Raw genomic sequence first — 17,842 nt, forward strand, 5'->3', positions numbered from 1 at the left:
TAGGCTGTCTAGTTTATTATGAAGCTAGAAATTAACGTCCCAAAATCATTTCTAAAACAAACTTACTACCGATAAAACCAATTGCAAGTAAGATAAAACCTGTAATGGTAAAGCGAATTGCTTTACGTCCGCGCCAGCCAAATTTGTAATGCCCAATTAAAAGCGCACCATATAAAAACCATGAAATAATACTAAAAGCGGTTTTATGAGCAAGATGCTGAGCAAAGAAGTTATCAATTGTAAAAAAGCCAAAGAAAAGTGCAGCAGTGAGTAACCCAAAACCTGTAATAATTAAATCAAAGAGTACCGATTCCATTACTTGGAATGGTGGAAGTAGGTTAACCCAAATTCGTCTTTTTTGTTTCTTCTTAAGTTCTCTATCTTGAAACCAAAGCAATACGGAATGAATAGTTGCCATCAGTAAAACAGCATAAGCTGATAAAGAGAGGATGATATGAAGATCTAAACCTAAGCTATGTTGTTCAATCACTTGGTTCGGTTGACTAAAAGCATATCCTAAAATTAAACCAATTGCGGCAACAGGAGTGCCAATTAAATTTAATGGTAAGATTGGTCGAATTAAACTTAAAATTAAACTGAGTGCTAGCATCAGCCCCGAAGTGAATGACATCAGGTTAAATACATCATAATTCACGCCAATTGGTGTCATCATATCTTGATAGAGCACAGTACTATGCAGTAGTAGCCCTAGACCAATCATAATCGAATAACACCAAAGATTTGGAGTACGTTTTGACATCAAACGTATAAACAAATACCAAAAAGAACTGGTATAGGCTACAAGTGCCAAAATTGTGTAAACCAAGGGGAGACTGATCATGTCAAACCTTTTTCAGGGGGTTGAATAATATTCACTATATAAGATGTAAATTCGCTTCGAACTACAGTATCCTATAGCATCTTACGCATAAATTTTCTATTTTAAGAAAGATTTTTTTGCAACTAGCCATTTTAAGCGGATTTCGCAATGTTTGATACCTTAACAGAACGACTCACACAGAGTTTAAGAAATGTTACTGGCTCAGGGCAGCTGACCGAAGACAATATTAAAGATACCTTACGTGAAGTACGTATGGCACTTCTTGAAGCCGATGTGGCATTACCTGTAACTCGTGAATTTATCGCGAAGGTTAAGGAAGAAGCTCTCGGTCAAGAAGTCATGACTCAGCTTTCTCCAGGTCAGGCATTTGTAAAAATTGTCTATGATGAACTCACCAAAATGATGGGTGAGGCAAATGAGACTCTAGATTTAAGCGCAAAGCCACCTGTCGTGGTTTTACTTGCAGGTTTGCAAGGTGCGGGTAAAACAACAACTGCCGCAAAATTAGCGCGTTTTCTGAAAGAGCGCCAAAAGAAAAAAGTAATGACTGTTTCTGCTGACGTCTATCGTCCAGCCGCAATCAAGCAGTTAGAAACAGTATCCAATGAAGTTGGTGTGGGTTTCATTCCATCAGAAGCATCTGAAAAGCCAATTGATATTGTTAATCGTGCGATTGAACAAGCTAAAATCCAGTTTGCTGATGTTTTAATTGTTGATACCGCAGGACGTCTGCATGTCGATGAAGACATGATGGATGAGATTAAAGAATTACACGCTGCAGTTAAGCCAACAGAGACTCTGTTTGTTGTCGATGCGATGACAGGTCAGGATGCTGCTAATACAGCAAAAGCGTTTAACGATGCTCTGGCTTTGACTGGTGTTATTCTGACTAAAACTGATGGTGATGCACGTGGTGGTGCTGCACTTTCTGTTCGTGCGATTACAGGTAAACCGATCAAGTTCTTGGGTATCGGTGAAAAACTAGATGCACTTGAGCCATTCCATCCAGATCGTGTTGCACAACGTATCTTAGGTATGGGTGACGTACTTTCTTTAGTCGAAGAAGTTGAACGCAAAATCGACAAAGAAAAAGCCGAAAAAATGGCGAAGAAATTGCAGAAAGGCGGAACCTTCAACTTTGAAGATATGCTGATGCAATTTGAGCAAATGAGCAAGATGGGCGGTATGATGGGCTTCTTGGATAAGTTGCCTGGCATGAGTAACTCTGGTATTCAAGATGCGATTGCACAAGCAAATCCTGAAAAGCAAGTGAAAAAAATGGAAGCGATTATTCAATCGATGACCATTAAAGAACGCCGTAACCCAGATTTGATGAATCCAAGCCGTAAAAAACGTATTGCTGCGGGTTGTGGTATGGACGTTGCTGAAGTGAATAAATTAATTAAGCAACAAGCTCAAATGGCGAAAATGATGAAGAAATTTGCGAATCCGTCAGGAATGAGCAAAATGTTGAAGTCATTAGGTAATATGCAAAAACAATTTGGTGGCGGTAACATGGGACCTTTATTTGGTAGTAATGAACCAAAGAAATAACCTAAAGCTACTTAAAAAAGGCGCAAATTGCGCCTTTTTTGTTAAATCTTACTTGTGCATCTAAGTATCAATTTAATACAGAAAATCAATATGAAAATAAATAAATAAGGGACACAATAATTTTAAGTATTTGTTTTATATTTATAAAGTGTTATATATGTCACATAATTCGAACGGTAAGGTATTTATATTACATTGTGAAAATGCAAATCCAGAGCAGCATTGGTATTTATGGTTAGAACAACAATTAAAATCTGAAGGAATTGCCGCTGAACGAATATTCCTTGCGGATTCGAATCACCCAGAAGCTGAAATTTGGCAAACTTGTTTAGAAACACAACTACAAGATTTAAATGAACAGAGTATTGTTGTTGCCCATGGATTGTCTTGTATTGCCGTGGCTCACTTTCTAGCAAAGCGTCTGCAACAAACTCAGTTGAAAGCATGCCTATTTATTGCTGCTTTTAATGAGCCTATACCCAAATTTCCTGAATATGATGAATTCATCAAGCATTCAAATTTTACCAGTGGCGTAATCCGAGCCAATGTTAAAAGACGTCTCGTTTTCTTTTCTACGAATGATCCTATTGTCCCAGTGCCTTTGACTTTTAAATTTTCAAATTTACTGAATGCCCAACTGATTGAAGCTGTTCAGGCAGGGCATTTCCGTACTGAAGATGGATATTCAATGTTTCCTCAGTTGTTCCAGATACTTCAAACATTGGTTAATGCTGACTTAAGTTGAACGTAATTTTTTAGTCCTTTAAGTAATAGATCAGATTCAATCAAAGGCTGATGATGTTGCAGAAATTTGGCGAATATATCGGCATCTCCACCTGTTAAAATCAGGTGTTTAGGTGATTGTTGCATAATTTGATCAATGGTACTAATTAGACCTAGCAAGATACCGTGATGCACAGCATCAACGGTGTTGTGTCCTGGTTTCAGATTATCGAATGCAGAGTCAGGAATTTTAATACCTTTGGTATTTTGAATGAGTGAATCTCGTTGCAAATATAAATTTGGCAGAATATAACCGCCTAAATGTTGTAACCCTTCTACTAAATCGATGGTCAGCGCTGTACCACAGCCAATCACACAAAAGTTTTGATCAGGTTTTGAAATTGCTAAGACCTGTAACCAACGATCAATCCCGAGTTGACTTGGAACATCATAACCACAACGAAGTCCTGCATAATTAGCATGTACCTGAGCGAAGATAATTGGAATTTCCAAAATATCGAGGATCATTTGAATACGTTGATTATTTTCTGTATCTAAAACAGATGAAATTCCAACCTGACTTAAATTTTGATGTCTAAAATGTTGAATTAAACCTAAGAGTAAATCGGCAGGTGACTGTAAGTGTAATTCGGCAGCATGTTCAAGCACTTGATCATTTTCGGTAATCCAATACTTTAAACGGGTATTACCAATATCCAACCATAGACTTTTCATAAAATGATCACTCCTTAAATGGGTGCGAGGCGTAAACGGCCTTGATAGAAGGCTTGAACATGATCGGTTTTAATGAGTACAGCACCATCATTGGAGATGCCTTGAAAACGCCCTTGAAGCTTACCTTGCGCATGTTCAAACTCAACTTGTTGATTGAGCCATATTGCATGATGGTTAAAGCGTTCAGCTAAATTATAACTGCCATGTTCAAACCATTGAGAAGCCTGTTGAATCGCAGTGTACAGTTCAGCAATCAGTGTTAAACGATCAGTATGAGCTAAACCGAGCATCGTCAGAGAGGTAATTGGCTGATCCGCATTTTCTACAGGGGGTGTGTTCAAGTTAATGCCTACGCCAACAATCGCTTGATGAGGGGAGAGCGGTTCAACCAGAATACCTCCCCATTTGCCTTGGGCACTATATAAATCATTTGGCCATTTAATTTGTAAACCTAGACCTTGTAAGCTTGGCATTTGTAGGATGTTGAGTGCAACCTCTAGGGCAAGACGACCATCTAAAGCTGTTTTGGTTTGAATCAGTGTGCTTAAATAAATATTACCTTCAGGAGAAGACCATTGCCGTTGGTGCTGACCTCGACCTTGTGTTTGCTGTGCACTGCAAACTAATCCTGAGCTAATGCCTTTTTGTGCAATTTCACGCATATCATCATTTGTCGATGTTGTCGTCGTTTTGAGCAACACGATTTCAGGAAATTGATTTTTTGCATTAAGTAATTGCTGAAGCTGGCGAGTTGCTAAATCTTCCATTGTTTTATAAGTAGAGTGGTCATGTGTTTATGGAGTTAATCATATATTTGCTGATTGGCGCAATTGCTGGATTTACTGCAGGTTTGTTTGGTGTTGGCGGTGGATTAATTATTGTACCAATTTTATATATTGTCTTTACTCAAATGCATTATGACCCGAATGTGATCATGCATATAGCTGTGGGGACATCTCTAGCTACAATTATTGTAACATCAATTAGTTCTGTGACTGCTCACCATAAAAAAGGTGCTGTCTTGTGGAATGTATTTCGTAATTTAGCACCAGGTTTGGTTTTGGGGTCTTTCTTCGGTGCAGGTGTGGCGGATTTACTCTCTGGGCAGCATTTACAGTTAATTATTGGTGTATTTGCAGTGTGGATGTCTTACAAAATGTTTAGCGGAGCGCATGCTGTTATTGATCCAAATCGCCACTTACCATCTGCACCATTACAGTTTATTGCTGGTGGTGGAATTGGAGTGGCATCTGCGATATTTGGGATCGGTGGTGGTAGCCTAACGGTACCTTATTTGAACCGTCATGGTGTGGTGATGCAAAAGGCGGTGGCAACTTCAGCGGCGTGTGGATTGCCGATTGCGATTGCTGGTGCAATCGGATTTATGTGGTTTGGTGCAAAAGAACAAATTAATGTGCCAAATACGATTGGTTATGTTCATATTTATGCTTTTCTTGGTATTAGCGCAATGAGCTTTATTACCGCTAAACTGGGAGCAAAAGTAGCACATCGCTTATCATCTACGATGTTAAAAAAATCTTTTGCAGGCTTATTAGTTGTTGTTGGCTGCTACTTTATTTATAAAGGTTTAATTTAAGTTATCAGCCCATAATGTACTTCAATATTTGCGATCAGCGTCTCTACCAATAGCAAAACATCATCCTGTTGCCGTGCATCGATGAAAAACAGAGGATAATTAACGCCTTGTGTTGCAAGCCAATCTCGGTACATCGAAAGCGTTCTTTCTGGTTTTTGATCAATATGAGTAATCGCAATCACAATATTATTGCCAAATGGTTTGAACGCTTCTACATACTGAGCTAGATCGAGTAGTGGATTTTCTGTGGCGTGGTCAATCATGACAATCGTACCAATTGCACCTTTGCAAATTACAGCCCAAATAAACTCAAAACGTTCTTGTCCAGGCGTCCCGTATAACCCGACTTTAACGCCATCATCTAAAGTAATCTCACCGTAATCGATACCGACAGTGGTGAGCATTTTTTCATGCGATTCAAGATCAGTATTTAAAGCCTCGGTGCTGAGTACATCAATTTCCGAGAGGGCCTTTATCGCACTGGATTTACCTGACCCCATAGTTCCACCAAAGACAATTTTATATTGTTGTATAATCATAGAGTTATCCTAGGTTAGAAGCCTAAACGGTTACGTAATCGACCAAACAATTTTTTCATGAAATTTTGTTCAGTCATATTTTGATTATTTTGCGGATGATAGTTGGCTTGATGATCTTTGATAATTTTGCCGTAATTTGCACCTAAACTTGCTGCAACAAATTGTTTGACACGCTGTTCAGGTAATTTTAATTGGCTGGCTACAACTGAAATTTCAGCCCCTTTAGCAAAACAAGCAGCCATACGTAAAATATCTTGGCGCTCAATTTTATTTATTGGTTGTGGCCAAATCTCTAAATAGAAACTTGATGCAGAGGGGGGGCAAAGTTCATTAAAATCTTTTGATGCCCAAAGTAAATTCCATAACCATTGTTTTAAATCTTGTTGTGGAGTCTCTGTGATCCAAAGTTGGTCATTTTGTGTGGCGTAGGTGTAGTTTAAGCTTGGATCTGTATGTAATGTTTGTAGCATCGGATTTTGCCAAACCCATTCGTTACGAGGGTCTGCAATTGCAATTAAACCATTGTGATCAAACAACTGAATTTTGCCATTTTTAGGATTGAGGATTTCTTGTAGAACTTCCCCGATTTGTTTCCGATGAATTGTAGTATTGGTTGCTTGAGGTGGGGATACTTTCTCTATCGCAGCATTTTTAGCTAAGCGCTCATTTAGCCATTGATGTAGTGAGTGAAGATGATTCAATGGTAGATATAGAATGTCATCTTCGATTGAACTATTTTTATCAGCATTATTGGCAATTTGTAGAACATTAATATGGTTATTTTGGATTAAGCTTTTGATATTCGGTGAATCAAAAAAGATATGATTGATCATCAAAATATCGAGATGTGGTTCAGCAATATTGCTCCAATTGACTTGGATATGACTAGGAATAGCAGTTTGTACATGTTCTTTTAATTCATTCAATGTTCTGAGACTGAGCCCAAAAATTGCGATATTAACAGCTTGATGAAGACTCATAATGCTACTCATAATTGCTGAGCAATTCAGTAAAATTAATAAAAACGTGCTTATGTTTGTGGAATATATTGTTTTATGTGATTAATATCAATAAATTTTTGGTAAATAAATTAATTTTCAGATATTCGGTTAGCGCAATTTCGTAAGCTTAACTCATTGATCTTAAACATAAGGAATTTAAATTTTTAACCAAATATTTCCTTAAAATATTGTTTTTATCTTTCAATTGACTTAAAAAGCAATAAAATTGTTAGACAATGATATAGAATTTATGCCGTGAGATCAGTTAAAACAAAAAAGCGCAAATAGCATTGGAATATGCGTATAACAACGATAGCGAGGGGATCATGAATCTCGAAGAGGCTGATAGTCTTTCTGAACAGATTGCAAAATACATTAGTGAACAAATTATTAGCGGCGAGCTGGTTGAAGGCGAACGTATTCAGGAGCTGCGCATTGCGAAAGAATTAGATGTGAGTCGAGGTTCTGTTCGTGAGGCTTTGCTACTACTAGAACGTACTTATTTAATTGAAATTTTCCCAAGACGTGGTGCAATTGTTTCTGAAATGTCAGCTCAACAAGTTAAAGCTTTGTTTGATACCAGTGTGATGGTACTTGGGCATATTGTGCAACGAATTAGTGAGACTTGGAGAGTTAACGAGACTGAACAGCTACAGACCTTATTAGATCAACTGGTTGAATTTGTACGTGCTGGGGACATTGAAAAATTCTACGATTCGATTTTTAAATATTTAGCAGATCAGCATGATATGGTGGCCAATCCCTATTTAATGCAATTTTATAAAGAACTGTTGCCTTCGTTACGTCGTAGCTACTTTTTAACCTTAAATACTTCACGTCGTGAATTACAGGAATCTTTTACCCTGTTTAAGTTAGTGATTGATGCTATTTTGATCCGAAAATCACAACAAGCCGCTTTATTTATGGAAGATTTTTGTCGACACTTACGTAACCTTGTGTTGGAATCTCTGACACGTATGAAACAGATTGAATTGGCTTGGGCTAGACGCTCACGCCGCTAGTTAGGGCAGTATGCGTTTAAGCAGTTTAAAACTTTCAGGCTTTAAATCTTTTGCCGATAGTACTACATTACATTTCAAAGCAAACCGTACTGCGGTGGTTGGACCGAACGGTTGCGGTAAATCAAATGTCATCGATGCTATTCGTTGGGTGATGGGTGAATCCAATGCACGTCAGTTGCGCGGCGGTAGTATGCAGGATGTCATTTTTACTGGGACTGCCAAACGTAAACCTGTCGGGGTTGCCAGTGTCGAACTTCGTTTTGATAATACTTATGGCAAATTAGGCGGTGCTTATAATGCTTATAGCGAGCTGGCCGTCCGTCGCCAAGTCACACGTGAAGGTAAGTCTGAATATTTCTTAAATGGCACGCGTTGTCGTCGTCGTGATATCACTGATATTTTCTTGGGGACAGGCCTAGGGCCACGTTCTTATGCGGTGATTGAACAGGGCATGATTAACCGTCTGGTTGATGCCAAGCCTGAAGAAATGCGTGTGTTTATTGAAGAAGCGGCAGGAGTGTCTCGTTATCAAGCGCGCCGTCGTGAAACCTTGCAGCACTTAGAGCATACTGAGCAAAATCTGGCGCGTTTAGACGATATTGCCGCTGAACTAAAATCCCAACTTAGAAGCCTAAAGCGCCAGTCTGAAGCTGCAATTCAATATAAGACCCTAGAAGGGCAGATTCGAACTTTAAAAATTGAAATTCTTTCGTTTCAAGCCAATCAAAGTCAAAAGCTACAACAAGAATATACTGTTGAAATGACGGCACTCGGCGAAAACTTTAAGTTAGTCCGTTCAGAATCTCAAACCATTGAACACGATCTTGAAGCCACCAGTGCTTTATTCCAACGCTTAATTCAGCAGTCTTCACCGTTGCAGCATGAATGGCAACAGGCCGAGAAAAAGCTGTCTGAATTAAAAATGACCTTGGAACAAAAACAGAGTTTATTCCAGCAAAACAGTACCAGCTTGCTGCAACTTGAACAGCAAAAATTACAAACCAAAGAGCGTTTACAATTATCAGAGTTACAGGTTGAGACTTTAACAACTCAATTTGATGAGCAAAACGAAAGCTTACTTGCTTTAGAACAGCAGACACAAACGGCTGAGCAAAATTTTAGCGATGTTCAAGCACAACATAAGCAAGCACAACAGCAATTTGAACAACTGAAAATCCAAGTCGATCAGCAACAACAAAAAAAGTTGCAGATGGCAGCGCAAATTGAGCAGTTGGGTAAGAATGTGCTACGGATTGGGCAGCAAAAGCAGACTCTGCAAACACAAACCACTCAGATTCGTGCTCAGGTTCAGGATGATGAACAGGCGCAGTTAGAACAGTTGCAGCAGCAACTGCAACAGGAAATTATTACGTTAGAAACTGCCATTGAACAATTACAGCAGGATGTTCAGACTAAGCAAGATCAACAACAGTCGAACAAAATGGATCTGCAAAGCCTGAAAACTGAAATTCAAGTTTTATTGGCTGAACAAAAAAACCTGAATCAGCTTGTCGCAAAGCAAAGCCCGAAGCAGGATCAACATGCAGTTCGACTGATGCAAAGCCTACGTTTAAGCGCTCAAGCTAAAGCGCATGCAAGCATTATTGAGAAGTTCTTAGCCAAGTGGTTACAAGCGCAGTTGATTGGGAATGAGCAAGCCTTCCAAGAGGGTATCGCACGGCAGTTAAAATCATCACAACAGCAGCCTATTCAAGTTGCAGAGCTGACTTGTTTGAGTGAATGGATCGAGGCACCACAATCTTCTTTATGGACAAATGTCGCCGTTGCAGAAGATTTAACCACAGCTTTGCGATATCAAGCGGATCTCCAGCAAGCACAATCTATTCTGACGCTTGATGGTTATCATGTCGGCTCAGACTGGGTGATTGCACTGCACTATGATGAAGACAGTCAAACTGCGCAGGGGATGCTCAGTCATCAGGTGCGTTTAGAGGAAATTCAACAGCAACTGGCACAGAAACAACCCCAGTTGCTTGATTTGGAAAACCAGTTTTTCCAACAACAGCAAAGCCTGCAACAGCAACAACAAATCTTGCAGCAACAGCAGCAAAGTGTGAAACAAAAGCAAAAAGAGTTGCAGCAACTGGATGTGCAGATTGTCAAGCTACAAAGTACCGCACAGGCTTTTGTATTGCAGCAACAGCAACTGGCAGAGCAACTGAAACAACTGGATGTGCAACTTGAAGAAGATGCCATGCAGCGCGATGATCTGGAAATTGATTTACATGCATTGGCACTCAAACTCGAAGCAGTATTGCCAAATTATAAAACCTTGCAGTTTCAGGTGGAAAACTTGAATGAACAGCTGGATGAGCAACAACAACAGCTTACGCAACAGCAGCAGCAACGTGAAGCTTTGCGCCGTCAGACTTCACAAGCCAATCAACAAATTGAGTTGCTCGAAAAGGATATTTCATTCCTGAAAACCCAATATCGACAAATCATTGAACAGATTGAGCAAGCGAAGAAATTTGTTGATCCGATTCAGCTTGAATTACCGAACTTAGAGTCGCAATTCCAAGAGCAATTTCAGCAAACAGAAAAGCTGCAAAAAAATTGGAATGGGTGGCAACTTGAATTGAATCAAGTCCAAGAGAAACAGCAGCAATTGACAGAACAACGTCATCAAGCACAGCAAAAAGATGAGCAGGTGCGTGAGCAGTTAGAGCAAAAGCGTTTGGCTTGGCAAGCTGCTAAATCAGATCGTGAGCATTATCTGGAACAGCTCAAAGAACTCAATGCGGATGCCTTATCTGATCTCTCGATTGAAATAAAAGATCATCAACAGAAATTAGAAAGAGCATTGCAACAATTTGATAAAATTGGTGCGGTAAACCTGGCAGCTTCACAAGAATATGCAGACGTGTCACAGCGGTTTGATGAACTGAGTCACCAGATGCAGGATCTACAAAATACGGTTGATCAGCTTAAAGATGCGATGAAAAGCATTGATCAGGAAACGCGTAAGTTGTTTATGACCACTTTTGATCAGGTCAATCAAGAGTTACAACTGCTATTTCCAAAGGTATTTGGTGGTGGTGAAGCGACTTTAAGCCTTGAAGATGATTGGCAGTCTGGGGTGAAGCTGATGGCACGTCCACCTGGCAAACGTAATAGTTCTTTGGCACTATTATCTGGTGGTGAAAAGACCTTAACTGCTCTGGCTTTAGTATTTGCGATCTTTAGGTTAAATCCAGCACCTTTCTGTGTATTAGATGAAGTTGATGCACCACTTGATGATGCCAACGTACAGCGGTATTGTAATTTGGTAAAAGAGCTTTCTGAACAAGTGCAATTCATTTACATTACACATAATAAATTGGCGATGACAATGGCAACTGATTTACTGGGAGTGACCATGCCAGAGCCGGGCACATCAAAATTAGTGACTGTCGATTTAGAACAGGCAAAAGAATACGGGTTAGTTGCGGAGTCCTAATATGGAAATGAATACAATAATAGGCATTGTTATCGCCGTTGTGATTATGCTCGTTGGTTTGATCATGATTTTAAGAAAACCAAAACCAGTTGAGCCTTCATTAGAAGCAGATCTTCATGTTAACCCTGAAAGTCAGCAACCTGTGATTCCTCGTCATGTGCGAGATCAACTTCTACAAAGCAATGTCGCCGCTACAGTTGAACGCGTTGAACCAAGTTTTAACACGGCACCGATTGAAGCAAAAGCGTCAGTTGAAACAACTGCTGCAGAAAATATTGTAAAAGCGAGTGAAACTGATGTTGTGATTGAACCTGAGCCAGTCGTTAAGTTCACTACGAGTGCAAATAAACCAGAGAAAATTCTTGAATCGCAGTCTCAAGACGAAGTTGAAGCGCTTTTAGCAACGCCAGAAAAAGCTGAGGATGAGAAAGCTGAAACAGAGCTTAGCTTAAACCCAAATATTGCAACTGTTGAAATTGAAGAATTTGATGGTGAAAGCAATATTCTGGATGTGCATCTGCATGAGCAGCAACGCTGTGATGATGAAAGTGCATTGGCGACTGCTGAACAGATCATTGCCCTTAATGTTTATCCAAACCCACGCCGTGCTTTGTCTGGTGATAAAGCTCTCAAAGTATTGTTGAAATACGGTCTGCGTTTTGGAGAGATGTCTTGCTTCCATCGTTATGAAAATACCGATGAGCCAAGCCCATTAATGTTCTCTGTATTACGTGTCACAGATAATGGACCTGCTGGTTTTGATTTGGAAAGTTTGTCGGGAGAACAAGTACAAGGTTTGGCATTTTTCCTTGCATTGCCAAACAGTAAGGCGGTGACAGGTTATGACATGATGACCAGTATCGCAGGCTTAATTGCGCGTGAGATTGATGGTAAAGTTTACGATGAAAACAATCTTGAATTCACGCCGCAGTTGAAAGAACATTGGCGTCATCATGTGATTGATTATCGTCCAAATCAAGCAACCGTCTAATGAATCTTTTATAATAAATTTAGTAAAAAATTATAGGGCGGTTTTTCCGCCCTTTTATATGGTGAAACTTAAATGGAACACAACTCAGTTATTGAGCAAATGCGTCAGTTAATTCAACTGATTGCAAAACATAATCATGCTTATTATGTGATGGATCAACCTTCCATTTCTGATAGTGAATATGACCATTTATTTCATCAACTGAAAGCCTTGGAACAACAATATCCAGAATGTATTCAGGCGGATACTCCGACCAATAAAGTCGGTGGTCAAGCGTTGTCAAAATTTGAAAGCGTGACACATGCAGTGCCGATGTTGTCGTTGGGTAATGTCTTTAATCAGGAAGACCTGTTTGCTTTTGCTCGTCGTATTGATGAGCGTCTACCGAATCAAGAAGTTCAATATGAAGTTGAACTTAAACTCGATGGCTTAGCGATTTCACTGTGGTATGAAAATGGTGTATTGGTTCGTGGGGTCACTCGTGGCGATGGTGAGACAGGTGAAGACATTACTCAAAATGTTAAAACCATTCGTAACCTGCCCAAAGTATTATCCAGTCAGCATCAAGCGATTCCAGAGTTTCTTGAGGTGCGTGGTGAAGTACTGATGCCAAAGCAAGGCTTTGAAAAACTCAATGCCGATCAAGAAGCGAAAGGAGAGAAGACTTTTGCGAATCCACGGAATGCCGCAGCAGGAAGTCTAAGGCAGCTTGATCCAAATATCGCAGCCTCACGTCCATTGGCGTTTTATGCGTATGGTATCGCGCAGTGTGTACCGAATCATGGACTGGAGACCATGCATGATAGTCTGCATTGGTTGACCAAATTTGGTTTTGAAATTGCTGAACGTCAATTCTTGTGTGCTTCGATTGAAGAAGTTCAACAGCGTTATGAACAAATCCAACAAGAGCGCCCAGATCTTAAAGTCGAAATTGATGGTATGGTGATTAAGGTGGACAGCCTTAAACAACAACAACAACTCGGCTTCCTGAGTCGTGAACCTCGTTGGGCAACAGCTTATAAATTCCCAGCACAAGCCGCTTTAACCAAAGTTGAGAATATTGACTGGCAAGTGGGACGTACTGGAACACTTACCCCAGTTGCGCGTTTAGCCCCTGTATTTGTGGGAGGCGTTACCGTATCCAATGTGACTTTACACAATATTGGTGAAATCCATCGTTTAGATGTACGTGTAGGCGATACTGTCAGCGTCTATCGTACTGGCGATGTGATTCCAAAAGTTGAAAAAGTTTGGGCTGAGTTTCGACCTGCCGATGCAGAGATGGTTCATCTTCCGACCAATTGTCCAGTCTGTGATTCACCTGTAGTGATGCCAGAAGGTGAGGCATTGGCACGTTGTTCAGGTGGCCTGTATTGTGCAGCACAACGGATTGAAGCCATTCGTCACTTTGTATCCCGTAAAGCGCTGGATATCGAGGGCTTGGGGGATCGTTGGGTAGAGTCGTTATTACATCTCGATTTACTCAAAGATGTCGCTGATATTTATCATTTGCATGAACATCGTGACACCTTATTGACCATCGAGAAAATGGGTGAAAAATCCGTTCAAAATCTGATTGATGCAATTGAAGCAAGTAAGAAAACTACCTTGGCACGTTTTATTTATGGCTTAGGTATTCGTGGTGTCGGTGAAACTACAGCACGCATGTTAGCCAATACTTTCCACACTTTGGATGCTTTGAAAGTAGCCGATGTTGAAGCACTTAAGAAAACGCCAGATGTCGGTGATATTACAGCAGAGTGGATTGCAGACTTTTTCCAAGCACCACATAACATTGAAGTACTCGATCGTTTATTGGCAGCAGGTATTCATTGGGATGCACCAACTGCACCAACACGTCAACCATTGAATGGTGAGAGTTGGGTGGTGACGGGTACACTGGAAACCATGGGACGTGATGAGGCGACACAAAAGTTACAAGCTTTGGGTGCACGTGTCAGTGGCAGTGTTTCTAGTAAAACCAAATGTGTTGTTGCTGGTGAAAAAGCGGGAAGTAAGCTGGATAAAGCACAGAAACTGGACATTCGGGTGATGAATGAACAAGAGTTTCTGGATTTCTTGGCGCAGTATGGGGACAGCACTGCATGAGTGTTCAAAAATTAAAAGCGCATCTTGCTGCTAAATCAGAAAATGAGCTTATTAAAGAAATTACCATGTTATATCAGCAGTTTTCTGTGGTTAAAGATTTTTATACTGTGCAAATGAGTGCAGATGGAGAGCGTGAGGTATTTACTAAGCATAAGAAAATCATTCAAGAGCAGTTTTTCCCTCAGCGTGGATTGGGAAAGAAGTTACGTTTATCCGTTGCGCGAAAAGCGGTCATGGATTTTAAAAAATTGAATGGGTTGAATGAGTATCTGATTGATCTTGCCTTCTTCTATGTCGAGATTGGTATTGAATTTAGTAATACTTATGGTGGTATTGATGAAGCATTTTATAGCAGTATGGAGTCGATGTTTGAACAGGCGATGAAATGGATGCAACAATGTCATCTAAATCAGGACTTTCAAGAACGTGCTCATCAAATTTGCAAAGATACTCGTCATATAGGCTGGGGGTTTCATGAAATCTTATGTGATATTTATGATACATATTTTGATGAACGGAATTTCTAAAAAATGAGGAAAATCAGCCCACCCAATCATTTTTTGAGTGGGCGGATGAGATTAAATATATTTTTTCACAATCCCATCATCAAGTAATTGCTGGAAATGTTCACAAACACTTTCACGAATATCGTGATATTGAATACCTAGCTCATTCACACTACGTTGTGAATTAAAGTAGATTGGATAACCCATATTCAGTTTTACAAATTGACGGGAATGTCCAAATACTGGTGCGATCAAGGAAAAAGCTGCTTTAGGCACGGTAAAATGTGGGAAAGGGTATCTGTAGCCAAATTTTTGCGTTAATGCCTTACCCATTTCGAGTAAGCTTAAAGTTCCACCACACACGATATAGCGGCCTTTTGCTGCTGGATTGAGTGCCGCAGCAACATGTGCATCAGCAACATCACGGACGTCTACTATACCATTCCACATTGGCGGCACACCAAATAAGGTCGTACCATTCCCGAATTGTTGTAATACTTCGATACTGCCTGATTGACTAGCATCAGTGAGTGATGGCCCCATCACCAGTGCAGGGTTAATACAGACTAGACTCCAGCGATTTTGTTGCTCGGCCATTTCCCAAGCTTTACGTTCAGCCGCGACTTTTGAATATGGATAGGGTTGGTGCGTTTCACTACTCGTATTATTCCAGTGGCTTTCATCAAACTCATTATTTGCTGTATTTTGAATCTCAATCGCATCGCCATAGGTTGAAGCAATACTTGAAGTGAGAACCACACGTTTGACTGATTCTGTACGATTTACACTATCTAAGACATTTTCTGTGCCTTTCACTGCAGGTTCAATAATGTCTTTAACGGCATCTTTATAGTTAGTGACTACAAAAGGTGATGCAGTATGAATAACAACTTCACAACCTTGCATAGCTTCATCGAAAGAACGTGGTTCAAGTAAATCGGCTTTAAAAAACTGGATTTGTCCTGATGATTTATCTGCTAGATCATACAGGTGCTGAATTTTATTTTGCTTAGATGGATCTCGAACCGTGGCATGAACGCTATAACCCTGATTCAACAGGCGTTCGATAATCCAGCTCGCAATATAACCCGTTGCACCCGTGACCAGAATGGGCTTACTTTTATCCATTTTATTTCCGCATTGTGTTTTTGTGATTGATGTTATTTACCGAATTTTGTATAAACAAACAACAGCCGAGCAGTCATTTTTTAATCTTTTTTGATCAAAATTGCAGTGGAATAAGAAGCATTGCGAATCGTTACAAAAAATCAAACAAATGATTTTCAATAAGATTATCTATTTTGAAAGGTTAAAATGATATGCAAATGCTTCTTTTATTTAGATAAATTAGGCGAATTAAAACTGTAAATGCGTATGTTTCTCATTTTAATTTGATAAAAATCATAAACTTACACAATTTAATTTTGCAAATATGATTTAAGTTCACCATAATATTATTATTCGATAGGAGTAAATATTATGCGTGGCAATCCAGAAGTCATCGACTATTTAAATATGCTCATTGGCGGTGAATTGGCTGCTCGTGATCAATATTTAATTCATTCAAGAATGTACGAAGATTGGGGCTTAAGTAAAATTTATGAGCGTATTGATCATGAAATGCAAGAAGAAGCTTCACATGCTGATTCAATCATTCGCCGTGTTTTATTTTTGGGCGCTCAACCGAATATGAATCGTGAAGATATTAATGTGGGTACAGATGTCGTAAGTTGTTTAAAAGCTGATTTAGCACTTGAATATCATGTGCGTGAAAAACTAGCGACAGGCATTAAGCTTTGTGAAGATAAAGGTGATTACATTAGTCGTGATATGTTGCGTCAGCAGCTTTCGGACACAGAAGAAGATCATACGTATTGGTTAGAAAAACAATTGCGTTTAATTGAATTAATTGGTTTGCAAAATTATATTCAATCGCAAATTTAAGATTTTCGAATAAATAAAAACTCAGCACCTGCTGAGTTTTTTATTTATGAATTATTTTTTAGTTTGGGCTTCTTTTAAATCTTTTAATACTTGATCAGCATGCGTTTGTGTCTTCACACTTGTGTAGTGATACATAATTGCACTTTGAGGATTAATCAAGAAACTCTCACGTTTGGCAATTTTTGTAATCCCGAGGTTTCTGACAATACCAAATTTTCCAGCAAGTTCGCCTTTTTCATCTGCCAAGATTGGGAAAGGTAAACCGAGCTTTTGTGAAAACTTTTGATGTGATGCAACATCATCTAAGCTAACACCCAAAACTACTGCATTCGACTTTAAGAATTGGGGATAAAGTGATTTAAATTGATTCGCTTCTTGAGTACATCCCGCAGTGTCATCTTTAGGGTAGAAATAAAGTACAATCCACTTGCCTTTATATTGGTTTAAAGTGTGCCATTTACCACTTTGATCTTGCAGTTTAAAATCTGGTGCAGACTGTCCAACCCATTCTTTTTGAGCTGTATTTTGCTTAGAAAAAATAGAAGTTTGCGCTGTACTAAGGCTAGGGATACCAAGTAAAAAAAACAAACTGCATAAAATAATAACTTTGGACTTTATCGTATTCATCATGTTGATCTCAAAGTGTAATAGACTCTACTTTAGCAAATTTCGAAATCATATGGGTTAGAAAATTCTTTAAAGAATTTTGATCCGTTTAATGGTGTCTTTTGAGCAAAGCATTATGAAATGAATTGATTAGGAAAATAATGACTCGTATAAATCGGAGAGTATACTGCATTCAACTTTTTGGAATTGAGCA

The 17,842-nt window shown here is 39.4% G+C and carries 16 protein-coding genes; 9 read left to right on the forward strand and 7 right to left on the reverse strand.

Annotation, left to right across the window (positions count from 1 at the left end):
* Positions 1 to 31 precede the first annotated feature (31 nt).
* Complete coding sequence (locus tag HYG88_RS05475; RefSeq protein WP_178882725.1) at positions 32 to 841, reverse strand: inner membrane protein YpjD; 810 nt, start codon at positions 839 to 841, stop codon at positions 32 to 34.
* Positions 842 to 988: 147 nt separating this feature from the next.
* On the opposite strand from HYG88_RS05475, the gene ffh reads away from it, so the two are divergent.
* Positions 989 to 2,395, forward strand: a complete 1,407-nt coding sequence (gene ffh, locus HYG88_RS05480) for a signal recognition particle protein (protein ID WP_004663664.1) — start codon at positions 989 to 991, stop codon at positions 2,393 to 2,395.
* Positions 2,396 to 2,552: 157 nt separating this feature from the next.
* Positions 2,553 to 3,140: an alpha/beta hydrolase gene (locus tag HYG88_RS05485; RefSeq protein ID WP_178882726.1), complete on the forward strand. Its 588-nt coding sequence runs from the start codon at positions 2,553 to 2,555 to the stop codon at positions 3,138 to 3,140.
* Here the strand turns inward: HYG88_RS05485 and HYG88_RS05490 are convergent.
* Together HYG88_RS05490 and HYG88_RS05495 are read right to left on the reverse strand one after the other, a co-directional pair.
* Positions 3,110 to 3,853: a pantothenate kinase gene (locus tag HYG88_RS05490; protein ID WP_178882727.1), complete on the reverse strand. Its 744-nt coding sequence runs from the start codon at positions 3,851 to 3,853 to the stop codon at positions 3,110 to 3,112. The genes HYG88_RS05485 and HYG88_RS05490 overlap by 31 nt on opposite strands.
* Positions 3,854 to 3,867: 14 nt before the next feature.
* A complete protein-coding gene (locus HYG88_RS05495) occupies positions 3,868 to 4,620 on the reverse strand; it encodes a biotin--[acetyl-CoA-carboxylase] ligase (RefSeq protein WP_178882728.1) in 753 nt (250 codons plus the stop codon).
* Positions 4,621 to 4,649: 29 nt separating this feature from the next.
* Between HYG88_RS05495 and HYG88_RS05500 the strand changes: the two genes are divergently transcribed.
* On the forward strand, positions 4,650 to 5,450 hold the full coding sequence (locus HYG88_RS05500) for a sulfite exporter TauE/SafE family protein (RefSeq protein ID WP_178882729.1): 801 nt from the start codon (positions 4,650 to 4,652) through the stop codon (positions 5,448 to 5,450).
* On the opposite strand, the gene HYG88_RS05505 is transcribed toward HYG88_RS05500, so the two are convergent.
* Positions 5,447 to 5,989, reverse strand: a complete 543-nt coding sequence (locus HYG88_RS05505) for an ATP/GTP-binding protein (RefSeq protein WP_005158504.1) — start codon at positions 5,987 to 5,989, stop codon at positions 5,447 to 5,449. The two genes, HYG88_RS05500 and HYG88_RS05505, sit on opposite strands and share 4 nt — an antisense overlap.
* A gap of 14 nt (positions 5,990 to 6,003) precedes the next feature.
* A complete protein-coding gene (locus tag HYG88_RS05510; RefSeq protein WP_178882730.1) occupies positions 6,004 to 6,969 on the reverse strand; it encodes a hypothetical protein in 966 nt (321 codons plus the stop codon).
* A 347-nt stretch (positions 6,970 to 7,316) separates the two neighbouring features.
* Between HYG88_RS05510 and HYG88_RS05515 the strand changes: the two genes are divergently transcribed.
* From HYG88_RS05515 to HYG88_RS05535, 5 genes are all read left to right on the forward strand, one after another.
* Positions 7,317 to 8,012, forward strand: coding sequence for a GntR family transcriptional regulator (locus HYG88_RS05515; protein ID WP_005158499.1), 696 nt, complete (start codon positions 7,317 to 7,319; stop codon positions 8,010 to 8,012).
* Positions 8,013 to 8,022: 10 nt separating this feature from the next.
* Positions 8,023 to 11,472 (forward strand): chromosome segregation protein SMC, encoded by a 3,450-nt coding sequence (gene smc / locus HYG88_RS05520; RefSeq protein WP_178882731.1) that lies wholly within the window; start codon positions 8,023 to 8,025, stop codon positions 11,470 to 11,472.
* Position 11,473: 1 nt separating this feature from the next.
* Positions 11,474 to 12,463 carry a cell division protein ZipA C-terminal FtsZ-binding domain-containing protein gene (locus HYG88_RS05525; protein ID WP_178882732.1) on the forward strand — a complete coding sequence of 330 codons (990 nt, stop codon included), beginning with the start codon at positions 11,474 to 11,476 and terminating at the stop codon, positions 12,461 to 12,463.
* A 72-nt stretch (positions 12,464 to 12,535) separates the two neighbouring features.
* Positions 12,536 to 14,572 carry an NAD-dependent DNA ligase LigA gene (gene ligA, locus HYG88_RS05530; protein WP_178882733.1) on the forward strand — a complete coding sequence of 679 codons (2,037 nt, stop codon included), beginning with the start codon at positions 12,536 to 12,538 and terminating at the stop codon, positions 14,570 to 14,572.
* The gene (locus HYG88_RS05535; protein WP_004675028.1) at positions 14,569 to 15,099 is read left to right on the forward strand and encodes a DUF6155 family protein; all 531 of its coding nucleotides are present in this window, start codon (positions 14,569 to 14,571) and stop codon (positions 15,097 to 15,099) included. Before ligA ends, HYG88_RS05535 begins: the two co-directional genes overlap by 4 nt.
* A 51-nt stretch (positions 15,100 to 15,150) precedes the next feature.
* Here HYG88_RS05535 and HYG88_RS05540 read toward each other — a convergent pair whose 3' ends face one another.
* Positions 15,151 to 16,206 (reverse strand): aldehyde reductase, encoded by a 1,056-nt coding sequence (locus HYG88_RS05540; RefSeq protein WP_178882734.1) that lies wholly within the window; start codon positions 16,204 to 16,206, stop codon positions 15,151 to 15,153.
* 351 nt (positions 16,207 to 16,557) lie between these two features.
* On the opposite strand from HYG88_RS05540, the gene bfr reads away from it, so the two are divergent.
* A complete protein-coding gene (gene bfr / locus HYG88_RS05545; protein ID WP_004663600.1) occupies positions 16,558 to 17,022 on the forward strand; it encodes a bacterioferritin in 465 nt (154 codons plus the stop codon).
* Between the two features lie 51 nt (positions 17,023 to 17,073).
* Here the strand turns inward: bfr and HYG88_RS05550 are convergent, their stop codons facing one another.
* The gene (locus HYG88_RS05550) at positions 17,074 to 17,652 is read right to left on the reverse strand and encodes a peroxiredoxin (RefSeq protein WP_178882735.1); all 579 of its coding nucleotides are present in this window, start codon (positions 17,650 to 17,652) and stop codon (positions 17,074 to 17,076) included.
* Positions 17,653 to 17,842: the final 190 nt, after the last annotated feature.

The organism is Acinetobacter sp. SwsAc4 (assembly GCF_013391535.1).
Taxonomy (GTDB): Bacteria; Pseudomonadota; Gammaproteobacteria; order Pseudomonadales; family Moraxellaceae; genus Acinetobacter.

Excerpts from the sequence above, each read along its gene's own strand:
- HYG88_RS05475 (WP_178882725.1), bottom strand. The coding sequence starts at position 841 with ATGATCAGTCTCCCCTTGGTTTACACAATTTTGGCACTTGTAGCCTAT.
- ffh (WP_004663664.1), top strand. The coding sequence starts at position 989 with ATGTTTGATACCTTAACAGAACGACTCACACAGAGTTTAAGAAATGTT.
- HYG88_RS05485 (WP_178882726.1), top strand. The coding sequence starts at position 2,553 with ATGTCACATAATTCGAACGGTAAGGTATTTATATTACATTGTGAAAAT.
- HYG88_RS05490 (WP_178882727.1), bottom strand. The coding sequence starts at position 3,853 with ATGAAAAGTCTATGGTTGGATATTGGTAATACCCGTTTAAAGTATTGG.
- HYG88_RS05495 (WP_178882728.1), bottom strand. The coding sequence starts at position 4,620 with ATGGAAGATTTAGCAACTCGCCAGCTTCAGCAATTACTTAATGCAAAA.
- HYG88_RS05500 (WP_178882729.1), top strand. The coding sequence starts at position 4,650 with ATGGAGTTAATCATATATTTGCTGATTGGCGCAATTGCTGGATTTACT.
- HYG88_RS05505 (WP_005158504.1), bottom strand. The coding sequence starts at position 5,989 with ATGATTATACAACAATATAAAATTGTCTTTGGTGGAACTATGGGGTCA.
- HYG88_RS05510 (WP_178882730.1), bottom strand. The coding sequence starts at position 6,969 with ATGAGTCTTCATCAAGCTGTTAATATCGCAATTTTTGGGCTCAGTCTC.
- HYG88_RS05515 (WP_005158499.1), top strand. The coding sequence starts at position 7,317 with ATGAATCTCGAAGAGGCTGATAGTCTTTCTGAACAGATTGCAAAATAC.
- smc (WP_178882731.1), top strand. The coding sequence starts at position 8,023 with ATGCGTTTAAGCAGTTTAAAACTTTCAGGCTTTAAATCTTTTGCCGAT.
- HYG88_RS05525 (WP_178882732.1), top strand. The coding sequence starts at position 11,474 with ATGGAAATGAATACAATAATAGGCATTGTTATCGCCGTTGTGATTATG.
- ligA (WP_178882733.1), top strand. The coding sequence starts at position 12,536 with ATGGAACACAACTCAGTTATTGAGCAAATGCGTCAGTTAATTCAACTG.
- HYG88_RS05535 (WP_004675028.1), top strand. The coding sequence starts at position 14,569 with ATGAGTGTTCAAAAATTAAAAGCGCATCTTGCTGCTAAATCAGAAAAT.
- HYG88_RS05540 (WP_178882734.1), bottom strand. The coding sequence starts at position 16,206 with ATGGATAAAAGTAAGCCCATTCTGGTCACGGGTGCAACGGGTTATATT.
- bfr (WP_004663600.1), top strand. The coding sequence starts at position 16,558 with ATGCGTGGCAATCCAGAAGTCATCGACTATTTAAATATGCTCATTGGC.
- HYG88_RS05550 (WP_178882735.1), bottom strand. The coding sequence starts at position 17,652 with ATGATGAATACGATAAAGTCCAAAGTTATTATTTTATGCAGTTTGTTT.